The sequence below is a fragment of the Cesiribacter andamanensis AMV16 genome (genome assembly GCF_000348925.1).
Classification (GTDB): domain Bacteria; phylum Bacteroidota; class Bacteroidia; order Cytophagales; family Cyclobacteriaceae; genus Cesiribacter; species Cesiribacter andamanensis.
Genome location: NZ_AODQ01000026.1, coordinates 25,760 through 43,601 on the forward strand (window position 1 = coordinate 25,760; position 17,842 = coordinate 43,601).

The 17,842-nt window shown below is 53.6% G+C and carries 23 protein-coding genes; 7 read left to right on the forward strand and 16 right to left on the reverse strand.

Annotation, left to right across the window (positions count from 1 at the left end; all coding sequences use genetic code 11):
* Positions 1-14: 14 nt before the first annotated feature.
* From ADICEAN_RS06870 to ADICEAN_RS06880, 3 genes are all read left to right on the forward strand, one after another.
* Entirely contained in the window at positions 15-1,304 is a 1,290-nt protein-coding gene (locus ADICEAN_RS06870) for an aminopeptidase P family protein (RefSeq protein ID WP_009194840.1), read from the forward strand.
* Between the two features lie 64 nt (positions 1,305-1,368).
* A complete protein-coding gene (locus tag ADICEAN_RS06875) occupies positions 1,369-1,971 on the forward strand; it encodes a hypothetical protein (RefSeq protein WP_009194841.1) in 603 nt (200 codons plus the stop codon).
* 184 nt (positions 1,972-2,155) lie between these two features.
* Entirely contained in the window at positions 2,156-2,920 is a 765-nt protein-coding gene (locus tag ADICEAN_RS06880) for a hypothetical protein (RefSeq protein WP_009194842.1), read from the forward strand.
* A gap of 305 nt (positions 2,921-3,225) precedes the next feature.
* Here ADICEAN_RS06880 and ADICEAN_RS21820 read toward each other — a convergent pair whose 3' ends face one another.
* The 6 genes from ADICEAN_RS21820 to ADICEAN_RS06910 form a co-directional block, all read right to left on the reverse strand.
* Positions 3,226-3,390, reverse strand: coding sequence for a DUF1328 domain-containing protein (locus ADICEAN_RS21820; RefSeq protein ID WP_009194843.1), 165 nt, complete (start codon positions 3,388-3,390; stop codon positions 3,226-3,228).
* Positions 3,391-3,542: 152 nt separating this feature from the next.
* A complete protein-coding gene (tsf, locus tag ADICEAN_RS06890; RefSeq protein WP_009194844.1) occupies positions 3,543-4,373 on the reverse strand; it encodes a translation elongation factor Ts in 831 nt (276 codons plus the stop codon).
* A gap of 109 nt (positions 4,374-4,482) precedes the next feature.
* A complete protein-coding gene (gene rpsB / locus ADICEAN_RS06895; protein ID WP_009194845.1) occupies positions 4,483-5,259 on the reverse strand; it encodes a 30S ribosomal protein S2 in 777 nt (258 codons plus the stop codon).
* A gap of 29 nt (positions 5,260-5,288) precedes the next feature.
* Positions 5,289-5,675, reverse strand: a complete 387-nt coding sequence (rpsI, locus tag ADICEAN_RS06900; RefSeq protein ID WP_040396444.1) for a 30S ribosomal protein S9 — start codon at positions 5,673-5,675, stop codon at positions 5,289-5,291.
* A gap of 9 nt (positions 5,676-5,684) precedes the next feature.
* Positions 5,685-6,131, reverse strand: coding sequence for a 50S ribosomal protein L13 (rplM, locus tag ADICEAN_RS06905; protein WP_009194847.1), 447 nt, complete (start codon positions 6,129-6,131; stop codon positions 5,685-5,687).
* Between the two features lie 119 nt (positions 6,132-6,250).
* On the reverse strand, positions 6,251-6,964 hold the full coding sequence (locus tag ADICEAN_RS06910; RefSeq protein WP_009194848.1) for an RluA family pseudouridine synthase: 714 nt from the start codon (positions 6,962-6,964) through the stop codon (positions 6,251-6,253).
* Positions 6,965-7,222: 258 nt separating this feature from the next.
* On the opposite strand from ADICEAN_RS06910, the gene ADICEAN_RS06915 reads away from it, so the two are divergent.
* Together ADICEAN_RS06915 and ADICEAN_RS06920 are read left to right on the forward strand one after the other, a co-directional pair.
* A complete protein-coding gene (locus ADICEAN_RS06915) occupies positions 7,223-7,591 on the forward strand; it encodes a DUF1801 domain-containing protein (protein WP_009194849.1) in 369 nt (122 codons plus the stop codon).
* A gap of 69 nt (positions 7,592-7,660) precedes the next feature.
* On the forward strand, positions 7,661-8,329 hold the full coding sequence (locus ADICEAN_RS06920) for a 2OG-Fe(II) oxygenase (protein WP_009194850.1): 669 nt from the start codon (positions 7,661-7,663) through the stop codon (positions 8,327-8,329).
* 212 nt (positions 8,330-8,541) lie between these two features.
* Here ADICEAN_RS06920 and ADICEAN_RS06925 read toward each other — a convergent pair whose 3' ends face one another.
* From ADICEAN_RS06925 to ADICEAN_RS06960, 8 genes are all read right to left on the reverse strand, one after another.
* Positions 8,542-9,387, reverse strand: a complete 846-nt coding sequence (locus ADICEAN_RS06925; RefSeq protein ID WP_009194851.1) for a phosphatase PAP2 family protein — start codon at positions 9,385-9,387, stop codon at positions 8,542-8,544.
* Between the two features lie 77 nt (positions 9,388-9,464).
* On the reverse strand, positions 9,465-10,355 hold the full coding sequence (locus ADICEAN_RS06930; RefSeq protein ID WP_009194852.1) for a zinc-dependent peptidase: 891 nt from the start codon (positions 10,353-10,355) through the stop codon (positions 9,465-9,467).
* A gap of 145 nt (positions 10,356-10,500) precedes the next feature.
* Positions 10,501-11,589, reverse strand: coding sequence for a sensor histidine kinase (locus ADICEAN_RS06935; RefSeq protein WP_009194853.1), 1,089 nt, complete (start codon positions 11,587-11,589; stop codon positions 10,501-10,503).
* A gap of 30 nt (positions 11,590-11,619) precedes the next feature.
* Positions 11,620-12,303: a response regulator transcription factor gene (locus ADICEAN_RS06940; protein ID WP_009194854.1), complete on the reverse strand. Its 684-nt coding sequence runs from the start codon at positions 12,301-12,303 to the stop codon at positions 11,620-11,622.
* A 110-nt stretch (positions 12,304-12,413) separates the two neighbouring features.
* Positions 12,414-13,208 carry a DUF3108 domain-containing protein gene (locus tag ADICEAN_RS06945; protein ID WP_009194855.1) on the reverse strand — a complete coding sequence of 265 codons (795 nt, stop codon included), beginning with the start codon at positions 13,206-13,208 and terminating at the stop codon, positions 12,414-12,416.
* 40 nt (positions 13,209-13,248) lie between these two features.
* Entirely contained in the window at positions 13,249-14,241 is a 993-nt protein-coding gene (locus ADICEAN_RS06950; RefSeq protein WP_236612875.1) for an aminopeptidase, read from the reverse strand.
* Positions 14,242-14,277: 36 nt separating this feature from the next.
* Complete coding sequence (locus ADICEAN_RS06955; RefSeq protein ID WP_009194857.1) at positions 14,278-14,661, reverse strand: hypothetical protein; 384 nt, start codon at positions 14,659-14,661, stop codon at positions 14,278-14,280.
* A gap of 86 nt (positions 14,662-14,747) precedes the next feature.
* Positions 14,748-15,389 carry a hypothetical protein gene (locus ADICEAN_RS06960; protein ID WP_152426338.1) on the reverse strand — a complete coding sequence of 214 codons (642 nt, stop codon included), beginning with the start codon at positions 15,387-15,389 and terminating at the stop codon, positions 14,748-14,750.
* A gap of 240 nt (positions 15,390-15,629) precedes the next feature.
* Between ADICEAN_RS06960 and recA the strand changes: the two genes are divergently transcribed.
* On the forward strand, positions 15,630-16,658 hold the full coding sequence (recA, locus tag ADICEAN_RS06965) for a recombinase RecA (protein ID WP_009194859.1): 1,029 nt from the start codon (positions 15,630-15,632) through the stop codon (positions 16,656-16,658).
* Between the two features lie 163 nt (positions 16,659-16,821).
* On the opposite strand, the gene ADICEAN_RS06970 is transcribed toward recA, so the two are convergent.
* Together ADICEAN_RS06970 and ADICEAN_RS06975 are read right to left on the reverse strand one after the other, a co-directional pair.
* Positions 16,822-17,121, reverse strand: coding sequence for a HigA family addiction module antitoxin (locus ADICEAN_RS06970; RefSeq protein ID WP_009194860.1), 300 nt, complete (start codon positions 17,119-17,121; stop codon positions 16,822-16,824).
* A gap of 11 nt (positions 17,122-17,132) precedes the next feature.
* The gene (locus ADICEAN_RS06975) at positions 17,133-17,414 is read right to left on the reverse strand and encodes a type II toxin-antitoxin system RelE/ParE family toxin (RefSeq protein ID WP_009194861.1); all 282 of its coding nucleotides are present in this window, start codon (positions 17,412-17,414) and stop codon (positions 17,133-17,135) included.
* A 183-nt stretch (positions 17,415-17,597) separates the two neighbouring features.
* Between ADICEAN_RS06975 and ADICEAN_RS06980 the strand changes: the two genes are divergently transcribed.
* The coding region (locus ADICEAN_RS06980; RefSeq protein WP_040396445.1) for a hypothetical protein at positions 17,598-17,842 on the forward strand (245 nt) is incomplete at its 3' end.

A 17,842-nucleotide genomic window follows, 5' to 3' on the forward strand; every position in this document is an offset into this window, starting at 1 on the left:
AAAACACCCCTGCTATGCGCTATTTTCCTATCAATAACGAGCTTTTTAGTAAGAACCGTAAAAAGCTGGCCGCTCAGCTCAAACCCCGGAGCATGGCCATTTTTCATTCCAATGACATCATGCCCACCAGTGCCGATGGCACCATGCCCTTTCGGCAGGCAACCGATATCTTCTACCTTTCCGGCATAGACCAGGAAGAAAGCATTCTGCTGCTCTTTCCCGAGCATCCCGATCCCAAGTACCGGGAGGTGCTCTTTCTGCGGGAAACCTCAGAGCTGATCGCCATCTGGGAGGGCCACAAATACACCAAAGAAGAGGCTACCCAAACTTCAGGCATAAAGACCGTGCTCTGGCTGCAGGAATTTGAACCCCTGCTCAATAGCCTGATGACGGAGGCCGAACGAGTATACCTGAACTCAAACGAGCACCTGCGCAACAGCTCCCTCACCCAGACCCGGGAGATGCGCTTTACCAAATGGTGCCAGGAGCGCTACCCCTTGCACAAATGGGAGCGGGCCGCCCCGCTGATGCACCAGCTTAGGGCCGTAAAGGAAGAAGCGGAGATAGAGCTGCTGCAGACTGCCTGCGACATTACCGAAAAGGGATTTCGCCGGGTGCTGAAGTTTGTGAAGCCGGGCGTCATGGAGTATGAGGTAGAGGCTGAGTACATTCATGAATTCCTGCGCAACCGCAGCAACGGATTTGGCTATACCCCCATTATTGCCAGCGGCGCCAATGCCAATGTGCTGCACTATATCGAAAACAGCCAGGAGTGCCGGGCCGGCGAGCTGTTGCTGATGGACGTAGGTGCCAGCTATGCCAACTACAATGCCGACATGACCCGCACCATACCCGTAAGCGGCCGCTTTACCGACCGCCAGCGGCAGGTGTACAATGCCGTATTGCATGTAAAGCGCGAAGCCATGAAGCTGCTGCGCCCGGGCAACAGCATCCCCGAGTACCACAAGCAAGTGGGCGAGATCATGACCGAGCAGCTGCTGAAGCTGGGCCTGCTGAGCCGGGAAGAGGTTCAAAATCAAGCCGAGGATAAACCCGCCTACAAAAAATACTTCATGCATGGCACCAGCCACCACCTGGGCCTGGATGTGCATGATTATGGCCGCGTTTGGCGCAAATTTGAGCCGGGCATGGTCTTTACCGTAGAGCCGGGCATCTACATCCCGGCTGAAGGCATCGGCATCCGCCTGGAAAATGATGTGGTGATTCGGGAAGAAGGGGTCTTTGACCTGATGCGCAACATCCCCATTGAGGCAGATGAGATTGAAGAGTTGATGAATGCTTAATAGGCTAAGCCCTCCCGCTGACGGAGGGCTTCTTTTTCTTTTACCCTCCTGGCTTCTGCTACCTATGCGCTCTCCTACCCATGGTCTTTTTATACTGTTGCAGCTCATCATCGGATTGAGCATTATAGGCTGCTCGCCCATGACCAAAATACCTGCAGCCCTTGCTCCGAAAGAAGCAATTTCAATCCCCTTTTCTGTTACTGCTATCTCTTTACTGGATAGTCGCCCCGATACCGCCAGTGCCGAGATGAAATTGCCCCTGATTTCTGCCAGGCAAAGAGAATGGATCATAAAGCCAGGCATAACAGAATCGCAAAAGCAGCAGGCATTTCTGCAGATACAAAATGCCAGTAGAGAAGACCGACTTCAGACACATGCCGTCCTGGAGATTCTGGATGGCTATTACAAGGTTGAGGGAAACAGCCATAGCGTAAGCGAGCATACCCACTTCAGGTGCAAGCTCCATCTCATTGATCCTGCTACTGGCAATACCTGGTTTGCCATAGCAGAAACCTCCTACGTTCACCAGACAATCAATGCTACAGAAAAGCATGCCAAGATGTTATATGAGGCAACCATTCTTAAATGTGTGTCTGTAGCGCTTCAGTATCTGGCCGAAACTCCCCCTCCCCTTTGCCTCAGGGCGGGCTGTAGGCGTGGTGTTTAGTAGCACAAAAGGGTACTCCAATCTTGTATTTTCTGTCTGTGAATATTCCAGATTATAAAAAAGAGGTAATGCCTTGCAGCTAGGGCTGATCTTCTGCGTACATCCTCTTTAATCCCGTTTGCGTATACAGAACATGCAGCTAGCTTCTCCTGCAACATATTCCGTATTTTACGTTTGGTTTCTGATGAAGAAAATCTTACCCCTGCTTCTGCTGCTGACTGGCCTGGGCTATACTGCTGCCGCGCAACTTACCAGCCAGGCGTATGGCCAGCCCCTGCTGGTGCTAACTGAGCTAGATCCCGGCCTGCGGGTACCCGGCTCCGATGTGCCCTCCTTTGCCCTGTATGATTCGGGGCATATCATTTACCGGCAGCAGCAGAAAGGGGGTGTGCGCTACTACCAGACCCAGCTGGCACAGGAGCAGCTGCAGGAGCTGATCGGCAGCCTGGGCATCAGCAATGAGCTGCTGGAGTTGCCCCAGCCCCCCTCCCCTGTAAGCCGACGGCGCCCCCTACGCCAGACCGAACTTTACATTAACCTGGATACTACCGTGGTGAAGCAGGTAAGCGGAAACCTGCGCCAGGACGAGCGCGCCCGCAAAGCCGCCCCCCCGGCCTTCCTACGGGTGTACGACAAGCTGGTGGCCTATGCCGATGAGCAGGCGCTGGAATGGGTTCCGGAAAAAATCGAAGTCCTGTTTACGGATGCGCTGAAACCGCCCAGGAAAACGCTGAAATGGCCGGCCCACTGGCCAACCCTAAAATCACCGGATACTATCTGGCGGTCGGAGAAGCTCTACAGTGTGTACCTGGATAAAGCCCACTATGCAGAATTTTTAGAGCTGATGCAGCAGCTGGACGATAGCCAGGCGGTGGAAGTGAATGGTAAAACCTTTACGGTCAGCTACCGGCTGCCCTTTCCCAACATTGTGCAGACCAGCGCAGACTAAGCCTGGCTGGGGAAGTCCGGCTGGGGAAGCCCCCAGGACATTTCCTACTCCCGAAGAAGGCTGGCATAACAGCTTGCTTTAGACATGCTTGGACATGCAGAGGCGGCAGGTTGCTGCTGCCGGTCTCTCCCCCTGCTCTCTTCCCAAAACGCATGCGCTGCACCCCTGCCAGCGGGGCATGGGGTGTGTTTGGGCAAAGGCCTGCCTCCCGGGCGCTGGCAACTGGTCCGGCAACACTGGCAAATAAGAGAGCCTCGGCTGTAGTCTACAGTCGAGGCAATCCTGTCATATAAGCGGGGGCTGCTTTAGCGCCCTCGTACCAAGTGCATGATTAGCGAAATTACCAGGAGTACTAAGAAAATGTAGAAAATGATCTTAGCAATGCCGGCTGCTCCTGCTGCGATACCGCCAAAACCTAGTACGGCGGCAATCAGCGCAATAACAAGAAAAATTACAATCCAACGTAACATAGTTTTAAAAATTTGATTGAAAGATGTTCTATTAAGCATATTTCAACGCAAAATGTTTTGGAGGGTTGTCGGCAGACCGTTCAGCAAGCCCTCCAAAACAAGAAAAGCCCGACCTAACGATCGGGCTATCAAAGAGTTAGCACATCAGCAAATTAACCGATTTGCACGCGCTTAAACTTGGTAACCGTCATGCCCTTGTTCACAGAATCAAGGTACTTCTCTACTGTTAGGCTGTTGTCTTTCACAAACTGCTGCTCCAGCAGGGTGTTGTCTTTGTAGAACTTGTTGAGCTTGCCCTGGGCAATTTTATCGATCATGTTCTCGGGCTTGCCTTCGGCACGTACTTGGTCGCGGGCAATCTCCAGCTCCTTTTCAATGGTAGAGCTGTCTACGCCAGAGCGGTCTACGGCTACGGGATTCATGGCGGCAATTTGCATGGCCACATCCTTGCCGGCACCTTCGTAATCGCCGCCTACCGTGGTAAGAGCTACCATTACCCCCAGCTTGCCGTTGGAGTGAATATAGGGAACCACCTTTTCGCCGCTCATACGCTCATAGGCCAGAATGTCGATCTTCTCGCCGATCTTGCCCACCATTTCAGTGATTTTTTCTTCTACCGTGCGCCCATCGGCTGTCTTGGTCTGCTTCAGGTCCTGAGTAGTAGCCGGGCTGTTTTTAACGGCAGTTTCCAGAATCGCCTGGCCCAGTTGCTGAAAGTCGGCGTTTTTGCCTACGAAGTCTGTTTCGCAGCCCAGAGCAATAAGCACGCCTTCAGAAGCGTCGCCATTGGTTTGCACAAAAACAGCTCCCTCTGAGGTTTCACGGTCGGCGCGGCTGGCGGATACTTTCTGACCTTTTTTACGCAGGATATCGATCGCTTGCTCAAAATCTCCGTTGGCTTCGGTGAGGGCTTTTTTGCAGTCCATCATACCGGCGCCAGTCATCTGGCGGAGCTTGTTCACATCTTGTGCGGTAATAGCCATTATCTAGAATTTTTGGGTTGAAAAATGCAGTGCAAAGATAGTAAAAACAAAAATTGAACACCAATTGGAATCAGTGTTCAATTTTTGTAACAGATTGAGTATAGGATTGTTAAGATTCGGTTGTTGTTTCTTCCGCTTCGTCTAGGGCACGCTTCTCAGCTTCGCCTTCCTTCTGCTTGGTATCTTCCTTATCCTTTTTACGCTCCTGCAGACCTTCTTCAATAGCTCTGCCAAAGGCATGTACCAGCAGGCTGATTGATTTGAAGGCGTCGTCGTTGGCGGGGATAGGGTATTCTACCTGCGTAGGGTCAGAGTTTGTATCCACCAGCGCAAACACCGGAATGTTGAGTTTCTGAGCTTCTTTAACGGCAATATGCTCCCGCTTAATGTCTACCACAAACAGGGCAGCTGGCAGGCGGCTCTGGTCGGCAATACCGCCCAATACGCGCTCCAGTTTCTCGCGCTCGCGGCCGATCATCAGACGCTCGCGTTTCGCAAGATTTTTTACTGTCTGCTCATCCTTCATCATCTTATCCAGATTGGTCATCTTTTTAAGTGATTTGCGGATGGTAGCAAAGTTGGTAAGCATACCACCTAACCAACGCTCAGTCACGAAAGGCATTTTAAGGCGTTCTGCCTCCTGCTTCACGATGTCTTGCGCCTGCTTCTTGGTGGCAACAAACATGATTTTTTTGCCTGAACGAACGATTTGTTTAACAGCGTTGGATGCTTCGTCAAGAGCTGCTAAGGTTTTGTTCAGGTCGATGATATGGATACCGTTCTTCTCCATGAAGATGTACGGCGCCATTTTTGGGTCCCACTTTCTTGTTAAGTGTCCGAAGTGAACACCAGCATCCAGTAAGTCTTTATAGGTAATTTCAGCCATTATAAATGATTACAAGAGATATATGAATATTAGCGCTTGCTGAACTGGAATCTTCTGCGGGCTTTTCTGCGACCGTATTTCTTACGCTCCACCATACGGGGATCACGGGTCAGGAAGCCTTCTTTCTTCAGTTCAGGGCGGTTGTCGGCATCTGCCTCAACCAGTGCGCGGGCAATGGCCATGCGAATGGCTTCTGCCTGGCCTTTAATGCCGCCGCCATCAACATTGATGTTGAGGTCGTAATTGCCTACCACCTCAATGGTGGAAAGGGGCTGCTTAACGATGGTTTGGAGTACCTCTGTTGGGAAGTAGGTAGCCAAATCCCGCTCGTTAACAGTAATCTTACCGCTGCCGTCCTGCATGTACAGGCGGGCTACGGATGTCTTACGTCTACCGATGGTATTGATCATGTCCAATCCTTACTCTTAAAGTAGTTTAATTTCTTTTGGCTGTTGGGCAGCATGCGGATGCTCGGCACCGCCGTATACAAATACGTTGCGGAAGATCTCACGACCCAGACGGGTGCGCGGCAGCATGCCTTTTACAGCTTTTTCTACAACCAATGCAGGGTTTTTGTCCATCAGCAGGCGAGGAGAGGCAAAGCGCTGTCCACCTGGGTACCCAGTGTGGCGAATGTACACCTTGTCTGTCATCTTCCGGCCGGTGAGCTTTACCTTCTCGGCATTGATAACGATTACGTTGTCACCGCAATCGACATGCGGAGTAAAGCCAGCCTTGTGCTTTCCCCGTGCGATTTTTGCGATCTGACTGGCCAAACGGCCCAGAACCTGGTCAGTAGCGTCAACTACCACCCACTCTTTCTGGACAGTCGCCTTGTTCAATGAAGCAGTTTTGTAACTAAGCGTATCCACGTTTAGACGATGGTTTGAAATAATACAACAACCCTAAAAAAGGGACACAAAGATAGAAATTCCCTTTTGAATTTGCAAATGTAGGCAATTTTTTGAAAATCACCTACTTGCCCCTCCTCCTATTGCCACCTGCTGAGCTGCTTTACAGCTACGGCAAAATCTTTGAAGTAGGGCGCTTCTACCTTAATCTCGCTGCCATCCAGGTCTGCAAAAATAAGCGAGTAGGCATGCAGGGCCACCCTGCGGATCAGGGGCAGCTCTTCGGTATGCTTCTTCAGGTTGTAGTTGCGCTTGATCTCGCTTAACAAAAGGGGCTTGCCGCCATAGGCCTCATCGCCGCTGATGGGTGCCCCAAGCGATTTCAGGTGAATGCGGATCTGGTGCTGGCGCCCGGTGATGGGGCGGCACTCTATAAGGGTATGGGCCCGGTAGGCCTCCAGGGTGGTAAACAGGGTTTCGGCCGGCTTGCCCTCCAGCTTGTTAATGGTCACCAGCCCGTTGTTCATCTGCAGAATGGGCAGCTCTACCCGCTCCTGCCGAAACTCGTGCAGGCCATCGGCAATGGCATGGTAGATCTTCTGCACCTGCCGCTTTTCAAACTGTATGGCCAGGTGACGGTAGGCCTCCGGTACTTTGGCAAAGGCTATACAGCCGCTGGTTTCCTTATCCAGCCGGTGGCAGGCCTGGGCATCGGGCACCAGCTCCCGCACCCAGTCCAGCAGGTTGTTGGGATCGTTTCGATCGCTGAGCGTAGCCACAAAAGCGGGCTTGTTGAGCACCAGATAGTGCTCATTCTCAAAAAGTATAAGGTCCTTAAGGTGGGGCTGTTTCATAGAGGGGCCAAAGTTGCAGCTTCTGCTTTTTAATACAAACAAGCTCCCCCTTTTTTGTTATATTTATATAGGTAAGGGGTATGAGGTATGGGGTACCTGCCTCGCCGGCAGGCGGGTGAGGCGGAGGCAGCCATTACCTTTTGTCTGGGGAAGCAGGCTTGAGGAGCTTCTGCTGCGCATGCTCCCCTTTGCGCACGGCGGCCTCTCCAACCCCTATACCTCGTACCTGATACCTCACACCCCATACCCCATACCCCTATGGACCCCATTGCACACTTCATTGAGCGCCACACGGCCGAACAGCGCCGGCTGATGCTGCAGCTGCGGGAGCTGATTCTGCAGGCGGCGCCGGCCATAGAAGAAAGCCTTAAGTGGAAGATCCCCTTTTATGCCCATCAGGGCCTGCTCTGCTATCTTAATCCTACCCCTGGCGGCATTTGCCTGGGCTTTTGCCGGGGCGCCCTGCTGAGCAATGCCGGGGGCCTGCTCACAGGGGAGGGAAAAGAAGTGCGGCTGCTCCACCTCACCTCCGATACTCCCCTGCCCCTGGATGCCATCCGGCAGCTGCTCCAGGAAGCCCTGCTGCTGAACGAAACAATGCAGCGCCGCAAAAATTATTATGTATAGCGGAGCATCAAGCGCTGCGGGCTCCTGCTAGCTTTGCAGCGCTTTAATCAAGAGCCTCCGCGTCTTTTTATGGACATCAATACACAGTATACTACTGACCCTGCCGCCCTGGAAAGGGCCTACGATGCCCTGGCAGATAGCCTGGCCGAAAAAGGATATGCCCTGCTGGATGCCTTTCTTTCAGCGGAAGAATGTGGAGAGATCCGCGCCATCATAGACCGGCATGAGGAAAACGGCCGCCTGAAAAAAGCCGGGATCGGCACCGGGCAGGATTTCCAGGTAGACCGTAGCATCCGCGGCGACCTGATCCGCTGGATTGAGCCCGAGCAGGTAGCCCCTGTTACCCAGGCCTACCTGGCCCGCCTGCACCAGCTCATGGAGTTTCTGAACCGCACCCTCTACCTGAGCCTGAAAGATTCGGAGCTGCACTATACCGTATACCCCCCGGGTAAGCGCTACCAGCGCCACCTGGACCAGTTTCGCCTCAACGACCACCGCCGCCTGTCGGTGATCTGCTACCTGAACGAGGACTGGCAGCCCGAGCATGGCGGCGAACTGCGCCTGTACCTGCCCGACGGCCAGGGGGGTGAAACCATCAAGGATGTGCTGCCGGTGGCCGGCCGCTTTATTTGCTTTCGGAGCGATCTGCTGGAGCATGAGGTACTGCCTGCCACCCGCCACCGCTACAGCATTACCGGCTGGCTGCTGGACCAGCTGGCGGAGCTTACGCATTTGTAGGGAGGGGTGCAGAGGCTGGGGAGCAGACTCCTGCGCAGAAAAAGGATGCATCTGGTATAGGGTACAAGCAATAGGGTATAGGGATAACCTGAGGAGAGAACCTCCCCTGTACATTTTTAGTATCTTCAGGGAATCTCCTGTACCTGCCGGCCAACCAGGTGCCCTATACCTTGTACCCCTTCTTACCTAAAGTCCCTACTGCCACTACACCTTTAGAAGCGGTACTGAAGCGCCAGCCCATCATACGGCCCGGAAATAGGCATCAGGCTAAAATTCTGCCTACCGCTCACTTTGTGCAGATGCGGCACCAGAATGCCAATGGAGGCGCCAAGGGCATAGCCCACCAGGTTATCGCTTAAAAAGTGCTTGCCCGCATGAAGACGCCCGGCCCCAACGGCCGCCGGAATAATGGCCGCTCCGGCCCATACCCAGGCCCGGGCCCGGCTGTTGGGATAATAATCGTTAAATACCTTGGCGGCAAAAAAAGTAGCACTGGCCGTAGCGGCCGTATGGCCTGCAAAAAAGGAGTTGGTGGCTTTAATGTCGGTGCGGTCGTCATTATCAGGATCGGCATTGTAGACCAGGGGGCGATGGCGGTTGAGCCAGCCCGCCGAATGGGTATAGAATGTACCGGTAATGGACATGGTCTCCAGGTAAAGCAGGCCAATCTGCCAGAAATCCTTTCGGGTGCGCTCGCCCCCCAGGGCTACTACCAGCGGCAGGCCAAAGGAACCGTAGAAAGGAATATCAGTGAGGTCGGAGATCCGGGCATCGAAATTGCCCGCCGCCCAGCGATCAAACTTGGGCACATTGGCTTTTGCCTGCTCGGGGTACAGGGCTACCCAGTCCAGGTACTCTTCTGACAGGGGGTCTTTGGCATTCATGATGCTGAGGCCCCAGGCACTCATGCCAATGCCGGCAGCGCTTATAACGCCATCGGTCCAGCTGGTTTTATATACTTTAGTGGGGGCAGTAGTAGTTGCGCCAGAATCCTGCGCAATAAGGGGTAGGGCTGCCAGTAGGTAGCAGCTTATAAAAAGTGCACTAAAACGCTTCATAATACTGTCGGCTCAAAAAATAGGCTGTTTGATAAACTCGTTACATAAGTTAACGGTGTACTTACAGCTAGGTTAGGCTAGGAGGCTTCTGCCAGACAACATTTTTTGTACTTTTCCCCACTGCCGCAGGGGCAGGGGTCGTTTCGGCCGGGTTCCTTGCTGGTGTCCAGCACTTCTGGCCCCAGCTGAGCTTCCAGCCGGGCCTCCAGCTGAGCAGGATTCTGGTTAAAGACCCGGCTGAGCAATTTGTATACCCTGGGGTGGTTTTCCAGCAGTTTACGGGGCCGTTCAAAAAAGTATTCGGTCATTACGGCAAAGAATTCGGCCCGGTTGGTAGCGCCATAGGGGTTGATCTCGGATTTGCCTTTTTTGATGAGCCTGGTTTTTTCCCGGATCAATTCTTCCCAGGCTTCGGTCATTTCGGGACTCAGGAAGTGCTCGGGCAGGCCATCGGTGCTGCCGTCCTGCTCATCGAGCAGGTGGGCGAATTCATGCAGGCCTACATTGCGGCTGTCTTTGGGATTGGCAAAGCCCTGCACCAGCGCCTGTTTGCTAAAGACCACCATGTGCTGGTTGCCCTGGGGCTTGATCTGCCCGGCCACTATGTTTTGCCGGCCGGGCTCCGGCGAGTGTACCGATACGGCCCCGTCGGTTAGGTATACCTCGCCCAGGTTGGGGTACTCCCACTCCCGGTAACCCCAGGTGGGGATCACGGCGGCAGCCGCTATCAGTAAGCGGCTCAGGTCATCTACCTCTGTCTTGATGCCTACAATAGAGGTCTGGGCCAGAAACACCAGAACGCGCTGCTCAAAGCGCCGCTTGCCACGCCGGCCCAGCCCCTTGTAAAAGGCCACTTTGGAGGCCAGCTGGTGGCGCCATTCCCTGGAGAATTCTTCCCGAAGCGCCTTTTTGGCCAGGCGCTTTTTGCGGGTGGCCCAGCGAATGTAGATAAAAAGTATGAGGCCCATAAAGGCCAAAAATGCCAGTAAGCGTGGGGTATCCATAAGAGGTAACACTGCCAAAATACGGCAGCAGCTCTTAGCTTACGAAAAAAGGCTTTTGAGGTTGATAGCCCGGGGGCTGGCAGCAGGGAGCATTTTGGCGTGGCTCTGGCTACTCCGCCAGCTCGGTCTGCTGGCTTCTGCTGCGCTTATCTTTGCGCTTCTTAAGCCTGAAGCTGAACACCGAGCCCTTGCCTACTTCGCTCTGTACATCAATCTGGCTTTTATGCGCCTCCAGGATATGTTTTACAATGGCCAGCCCAAGGCCGGTGCCGCCACTAACCTTGGCCCGGCTTTTCTCTACCCGGTAGAAGCGCTCAAAAATGCGGTTGAGGTGCTCGGCCGGAATGCCCCGCCCGTTGTCTTTAATCAGCACCCGTATGCGGTCGCCTTCTTCCCGCACCTGGGCCTCTACCCAGCCGCCCCCTTCGGGGCTGTCGTTGGAGTATTTGATGGCATTGGAGGTAAGGTTGGTAATCACCTGCTGAATGCGCTGCTTATCGGCCCATACCCAGAGCTGCTCGGGAAAATCAGCCGGCAGGCGCAGGGCTATGCCCTGGCTTTCGGCTTTGCCTTCCATCTGGTCAAAAACTGCACGGATAAGCTCGGCCAGGTTAAAATAGCTGTAATACATCCGGATCTGCTTGGTCTCCAGCTGGGAGAGCATCAGCAGGTCCTGTACCAGCACATCCAGGCCATCCAGGCTATTGGCCGCTTTTTGCAGAAAGCGGGTACGTACCGCCTCATCGTCTGCCGCACCATCCAGCAGGGTGTAGATGTAGCCCTGGGCGGCAAAAATGGGGGTCTTGAGCTCGTGCGACACATCGGCCAGAAACTCCCGCCGAAAGTCGGCCATGCGCTTGAGCTCTTCTATCTCGCGCTGCTTGAGGCCGGCAAAGTTAAAGATCTCCTGGTTGATGCGCCGCAGGGGGTTGCGCGTATCCTTGGCGCTGGCCTCCTGCAAAAAGCTCAGGTCTTTTTTCTTGAGCTTGTGCAGCACTTCATGAATGTGATTGATCTCCCGGAAGATAAAAAACTCCAGGGTGATAAAGGAAAGCAGGTAGGTAGCCGCCCCGGCCACCAGAAAACTAACCAGTACGCCCAGGGAAGAGACCCCATCTACCAACGAAAGAAAGGCTGCGGTAATGCCGGCAACCGAAAGCGCCAGTAAAATGGCAACCGCCCGAGCTGTATGTAACATCGTAAAGGCCTTGATGGCGCTGCTACTAAGTTAGTTCAATTCAAATTTATAGCCTACCCCCTTTACGGTGGTGATGTAGCCCTCGCCTATTTTTTCGCGCACCTTGCGGATGTGCACATCTACTGTACGGGCCAGCACATATACATCGCTGCCCCAGATGTTGTGCAGGAGATCATCGCGGCTAAACACCTTGGTGGGATTCTGGGCCAGAAAATAAAGCAGCTCAAATTCTTTTTTGGGCAGGGTAACCTGCTCTTCACGGATGCTTACGGTGTAGCTGGAGCGGTCTATGACCAGGTCGCCAATGCTGATCTTGCTGTCGGATTTTTTCTTTTTGGTCTCGCGCCGAAACAGGGCGCTCAGGCGGCTCATCAGGGCGCGGGGCTTTATGGGCTTGATGATGTAATCATCGGCCCCCACCTCAAACGCGGCAATTTCGGAGTACTCCTCAGCCCGGGCGGTTAGAAAAATAATGTAGGCATTCTGCATCTCGGGCAGCTCCCGCAGCTGGCGGCAGGTCTCTACCCCATCCTGCTCGGGCATCATAATATCAAGCAATACCAGATCAGGCGAAAAATGGCGGGCTTCTTCTACTCCTTTTTTGCCATTGAGGGCGGTGCGCACCTGGTAGCCTTCTTTTTCCAGGTTGTATTGGAGCAGTTCCAGAATATCGGCCTCATCATCTACTAAAAGTACCTTGTGCTGGGGCTTCATAGGGGGTATGGCAACGGTTCGTTTACCTAAATGTACGCCCTTTTTAGCAAGTGCCCAAAGCCCTGCGGGGATGTTACGCCGATTTAAACTGCCGGTAACATTGACATAACCTAGCGCCGCTTGCTCTTGTGAAAATCGCGGATATCGATCTCTACGGCGCCCACCATCATTTCGGCTTTTATCTTCAGGGGGATCTTGTTCTCATCGTCCGAGATCCAGATGCGCACGGCATTTTCACCTTTGAACAGTTTGTTATCAGGCAGGATGGGGGTGAGCACCAGGGCATCCATCTTGCCCATCTCGGTCTTGATGGTTTCCCGACCCAGAAAGCGCACCTTAAAATCGTAGACCTCCTTATCAAAAAAGGCATCTACCTTCAGGATCTCACCGGTTTTGATGGTGGTATAATTGAGCGTACGCAGGTAATAGTAGCCGCTTACCAGGTCCTGCACATAGGCAGGCACATCAAATACCTCGGTGCTTTCAATCTCCCGGCCGTTTTTAGACAGGTTGGACACTACTGCCTTGCGGTTGAGCTGCTGAAAGTGCACCATTTCATTTTTGCGGTACTTGCCCTCCCGAATGTGGCGATAGAACTGGTGAGGGGCCATGGCGGCGGTGTCCATATAGGTGCCCCAGTTGTCCTTTACGTTAAAGAGCTTATCGGCCAGACCGGTGGTGCGCCCGTGGATATCGATCTTGTAAGTAGGCCGATTGTTGATGATGTGGATCTTTTTATCAATGGAGAGCTCGGCCTCACCCGCCGTTACAAAGCCATAGTGCACCCGGTACATGATTTTCTCGCCGGGGCCAAAAGCAGTGCTGGGCAGGCGCCGGTAGCCATCGTTGCTGGCAGCGCTTACCAGCAATATCGGGAGCAAAAGTATAGGAATCAGTCGTTTCATACTAGCAAGACAAATCAACATCCGTACCAAAATAGTACGACTAACGCCCGTAGCGTTTTTTATAGTATGTTAAAAATTGAGTCAGGTCGCCGCCAAATTCTTCCTCAAAGGCTGTTTCCAGCTCCTCAAGTCCGCCGCTATACCTTTCATACGACATAAAATAGGCATTGTTGGGCTGCTGCTCGGCAAAGAACCGGCGCCAATCTTCGGCCCGGTGCAGCGGCAGGGCGGCCGTTTCGTCTATGATCTGCTGAATGAGCGCCTGCTTTTGGGCCTGTTTCTGAGGCTCGGGCAGGCTTTCCGGAAAGCTGCTGTAGAGGCTATCCAGGCGGCTCAACCCCCTGAGTACATGCTGGCTAAACAGATGCCGGTCCTGATACCGCTCCTGGTAGCGCTGCAGGGGCTCGCCCTGGGGGCCAAAGCGGTCTTTCAGAAACAGCAGGGCCCCCTGGTGGCCGATAAAGGAGGCCAGGTTTTCATTGAACATAAGCGAATCCTTTACAAAAATGGTGGCATGGGTTAGCTCATGCAGCACGGTATTGGCTACATCGCCCTCGGGCCTGAAGAGCATGTTGCTGAGAATGGGGTCTCTGAACCAGCCCAGCGTGCTCCAGGCGCTTACCGGGCGAATGTGCGTATCCCAGCCGGCGGCATCCAGCTCGGCCTTTTCGGCCAGGGCCCGCTCATGGTCAAAGAACCCTTTGTAGGAAACAGTGCCCACAACAGGAAAGCGCCACTCCCTATTCTCCAGCTTGTAGGGGTGGCAGGCGGTAATTACCCAAAGGATCTCCTGCCCCTTCTGGTCATAGAGTGTGGTGTAGTTGTTGGTTTCCTTCAGGCCCAGCCGGGCTACGCCCCATTCCCGTATGTCGCCGATGAGCAGCAGGCGTTGCTTCAGGCTGTCGGGCACAGCGGGATCCTGCAGCACCTCCTCCAGCGGGCGGGCATTCCAGAGTACCTCCAGCTGGCCTCTGCCCTGCATAAGCCCGTAACTGATCAGCTCCCGCTGCCAGAGGATGAGCACCAGCAACACCCCCCCAGGGCAAGGGCTATTTTTTTCCACATCCTGCTATTTCTTTTTGTGTTTGTTCCAAAGCCCAAAGCCCGCCCGATAGTTCAGGTAAATGCTGTTGGCAAAATCGAGCCGGCCTTCGCCAAAATCATAGAACGGTTCCAGGCGCAGGCTTAGTGCCAGGTGGCGGCCTATGGGAATCTCATTCAGCAGCCGCAACATCAGCAGGCGCCGCTGTCGGCTTACCGCATTGGGGTTTACAAAGGTATCGGAATCGGAGCTGAACAGGGGCGCCCCCTTGATGGGGATGTAGCTGTCACCCTGCCAATACGTCAGCATAAAGCCGCCCAGTTTGGTGTAGGCCGCCGCATTCAGGTACAGGCCCCAGCCCTGCTTAAAGGGCGCCCGCAGTTCATGGGAGGCATCATGATAGGCCAGCACATAGGGCTGCAGGCTCCAGCTGTGCAGAAACCGCCGGTCTACAGCCCGCTGCAGCTCCAGGCCCCCGGCCAGGTTTACCCGGGTGATCAGGGGGGTAGGTCGGTATCGATTTGCCCGCCCTGGTGAAAAGCCAGCATCTGCAGGGGCAGCACCAGGCGGGTCTTTTCTTTTTTGGCCAGATCCAGCCGGCTGGAGAAACCACCCGACACCCGCTCCTGAAAGGGGCTGCCCAGGTAAATGGTGCGTTCCCAGTCGATCCACACATCCAGCCAGAAGCGCTCCTTTTCATACAGCAGCTGCAGCCCTTCTTCAAGGCGGTCTACCATTACCCGCTCAAAATCATACATAGGCTCAATCAGCTGGTGGTTAAGGCTGCCCTGCAGGGTGCCAAAGATCAGCTGCAGGCTATCAAAACGGGCCTGGATGCGAAAAACGGGTTGCACCTCCTGCAGGCGGTTGGTGCCAAAATCATCGCGCATGAACAGGCCGCCCCATACCCGCACCCGCGCATCGGGCTGGTAGCTGAGCCAGGCCATGCCCTGGTAGCCAAAGTAGGTGTAGCCATCGGCAAAGCGCTGAAAGTACTCGTTGTTTCGGCTAAAGCCCAGCGCATAGGTGTGCAGCTGCAGTTTGCCGCTGTCGGCTGCCACTACGGGAAAGCGCAGGTAAAAGGCCTCGTTGTTGAGCTGCCCCCGGGCCGGCAGCCCAAGGCCTAGCAGCAAGAGCATCAGCGCTTTAAAAAAAAGGGAAGCAGGCGGGGCTTCTGAAAAAATTTCAATAGATTGAACAAGAGGCTTGGAGGTCTCAAAAAGACGTTTATATTTGCGAAAAATATTAGCAAAAACCATTAGCAAAAAAGGGGTTAAAAAGGCTGCGGCACCGAACTTTTAGGCAGCCAAAAACCTTTGTATAGAGTGCGGGTACATTGCCCTGACACAACAGCAAAGCTAAAAATTTTAGTGCATACCATGAGTGATAATCAGGAAAAATTAAAAGCCCTTCAGCTCACCCTTGACAAGCTGGAGAAAACCTACGGCAAAGGTACCATCATGAAGCTCAGCGATGAGAAGGTGGTAGACGTGCCTGCCATCAGCACCGGTTCGCTGGGGCTTGACATTGCCCTGGGCATTGGCGGTATTCCCCGCGGCCGTGTGATCGAGATCTACGGTCCGGAATCCAGCGGTAAAACCACCCTTACCCTGCATTGTATTGCCGAAGCGCAAAAACAAGGCGGCATGGCGGCCTTTATTGATGCCGAGCATGCCTTTGACCGCACCTATGCCGAGAAGCTGGGCATCGACACCCAGAACCTGCTGATCTCACAGCCCGACAATGGCGAGCAGGCCCTGGAGATTGCCGAGCACCTGATCCGCTCAGGCGCTATCGACATTATTGTGATCGACTCCGTGGCGGCCCTGGTACCAAAAGGCGAGCTTGAAGGCGAAATGGGCGAGAGCAAAATGGGTCTTCAGGCCCGTTTGATGAGCCAGGCCCTGCGTAAGCTCACCGGCGCCATCAACAAGACCAACTGTACCTGTATCTTCATCAACCAGCTGCGCGAGAAAATCGGTGTGATGTTCGGCAACCCCGAAACCACCACCGGTGGTAACGCCCTGAAGTTCTACGCCTCGGTGCGCCTGGACATTCGCCGCATTGGCCAGATCAAGGAAGGTGCCGACAACATTGTGGGCAACCGCACCCGGGTAAAGGTAGTGAAGAACAAGGTAGCGCCCCCTTTCAAGCAGGTGGAGTTCGACATCATGTACGGCGAAGGGGTATCCAAAGCCGGTGAGATCCTGGATTTGGGCGTAGAGCTGGACATCATCAAGAAATCCGGCAGCTGGTTCTCCTACAACGATCAGAAGCTGGGCCAGGGCCGCGATGGTGTAAAACAACTGATCAAGGACAATCCCGAGCTGACCGAAGAACTGGAGAAAAAGATCCGCGCCAAGATCAAGGGCGAGCACCTGGAAGAGCCCATTCCGGCAGCGGAGTAGGTTTGTTGGAGAAGTTAGAAGATAGACGTTAGACGTTAGAACTTCGGTGCTATAGAAAAGCCCTGCTGAGTGATTCGGCGGGGCTTTTTTTGTGCTGGGTGGTGAAGGTGGTTTTAGAGGCTGCCTTGGGATTGTTGGTGAAAACACCAACAATTGGGGGGGCTTAGGCGGCGTTTTGTTCTATTGGTTTTATGTTATCAAGCTCATCTTTTTGCTGCTCTCTTTCCTCTTCAAGATCATAATCATCCTGAAGGCCCATCCAGAATTTAGCGGATGTTCCAAAATACTTGCTTAGGCGAAGGGCTGTGTCCGCAGTTATTCTTCTTCTGCCTTTGATGATCTCACTAATGCGGGTCTGCGGGATAAACGTCTCTTTGGATAATCGGTAGGCAGAAATGCCCAGCGGCACCAGAAACTCTTGTTGCAATATTTCGCCGGGATGTATATTTTCCAACTTGTTCATATGTTGCTGCATTAATGATAATCCACAATTTTCACCTCGAAAGCATTGCTGCCATTCCAGCGGAATATGATTCTCCACTGGCTGTTAATCCTGATGCTGTAGAACTCTTTCAGGTCGCCGCTAAGCTTCTCCAGTCTGTTGGATGGCGGGATTCTCAAATCCTGAATATCCTGTGAGTTGTTCAGCATCCTCAACTTGCGCCTGCTTATCTGCTGAATCTCGTTGGGCAATCTTTTTGATCGCTCACCATTCCATATCTTCTCTGTTTCCTTATCGCCAAAAGTGCTGATCATAGTTACGCGCTACGATAGTAACGCTAAAGATAAGTAGGATGTTCCGCATGGGCAAGTCTGTGCTACAGCTTCAGTCCCTATCCCACTGCCTTTAAACTTCCTTTAAATGAAAAAATCAAAAAGTTCATAAGCGGATAGGCTATCTTGCGGTTATACCATAGAACGGATACAACACCTTACCAGATGAGATATATTTTACTCCCCCTGGCCTTTCTTTTTTCCCTCTCCGCCCTTGCCCAGCAGGTAGCCCTTACCTTTCGGGTGGATATGCGCCAACAGACGGTGTCCGCAAAGGGGGTGCATGTGGCGGGCTCCTTTCAGCAGGCGGCAGGTTTTGGCAGTAACTGGAATCCGGGGGGTACACCCCTGAGCGATGCCGATGGCGACGGCATCTGGGAAACTACGGTACAGGTACCGGCCGGCCGTCT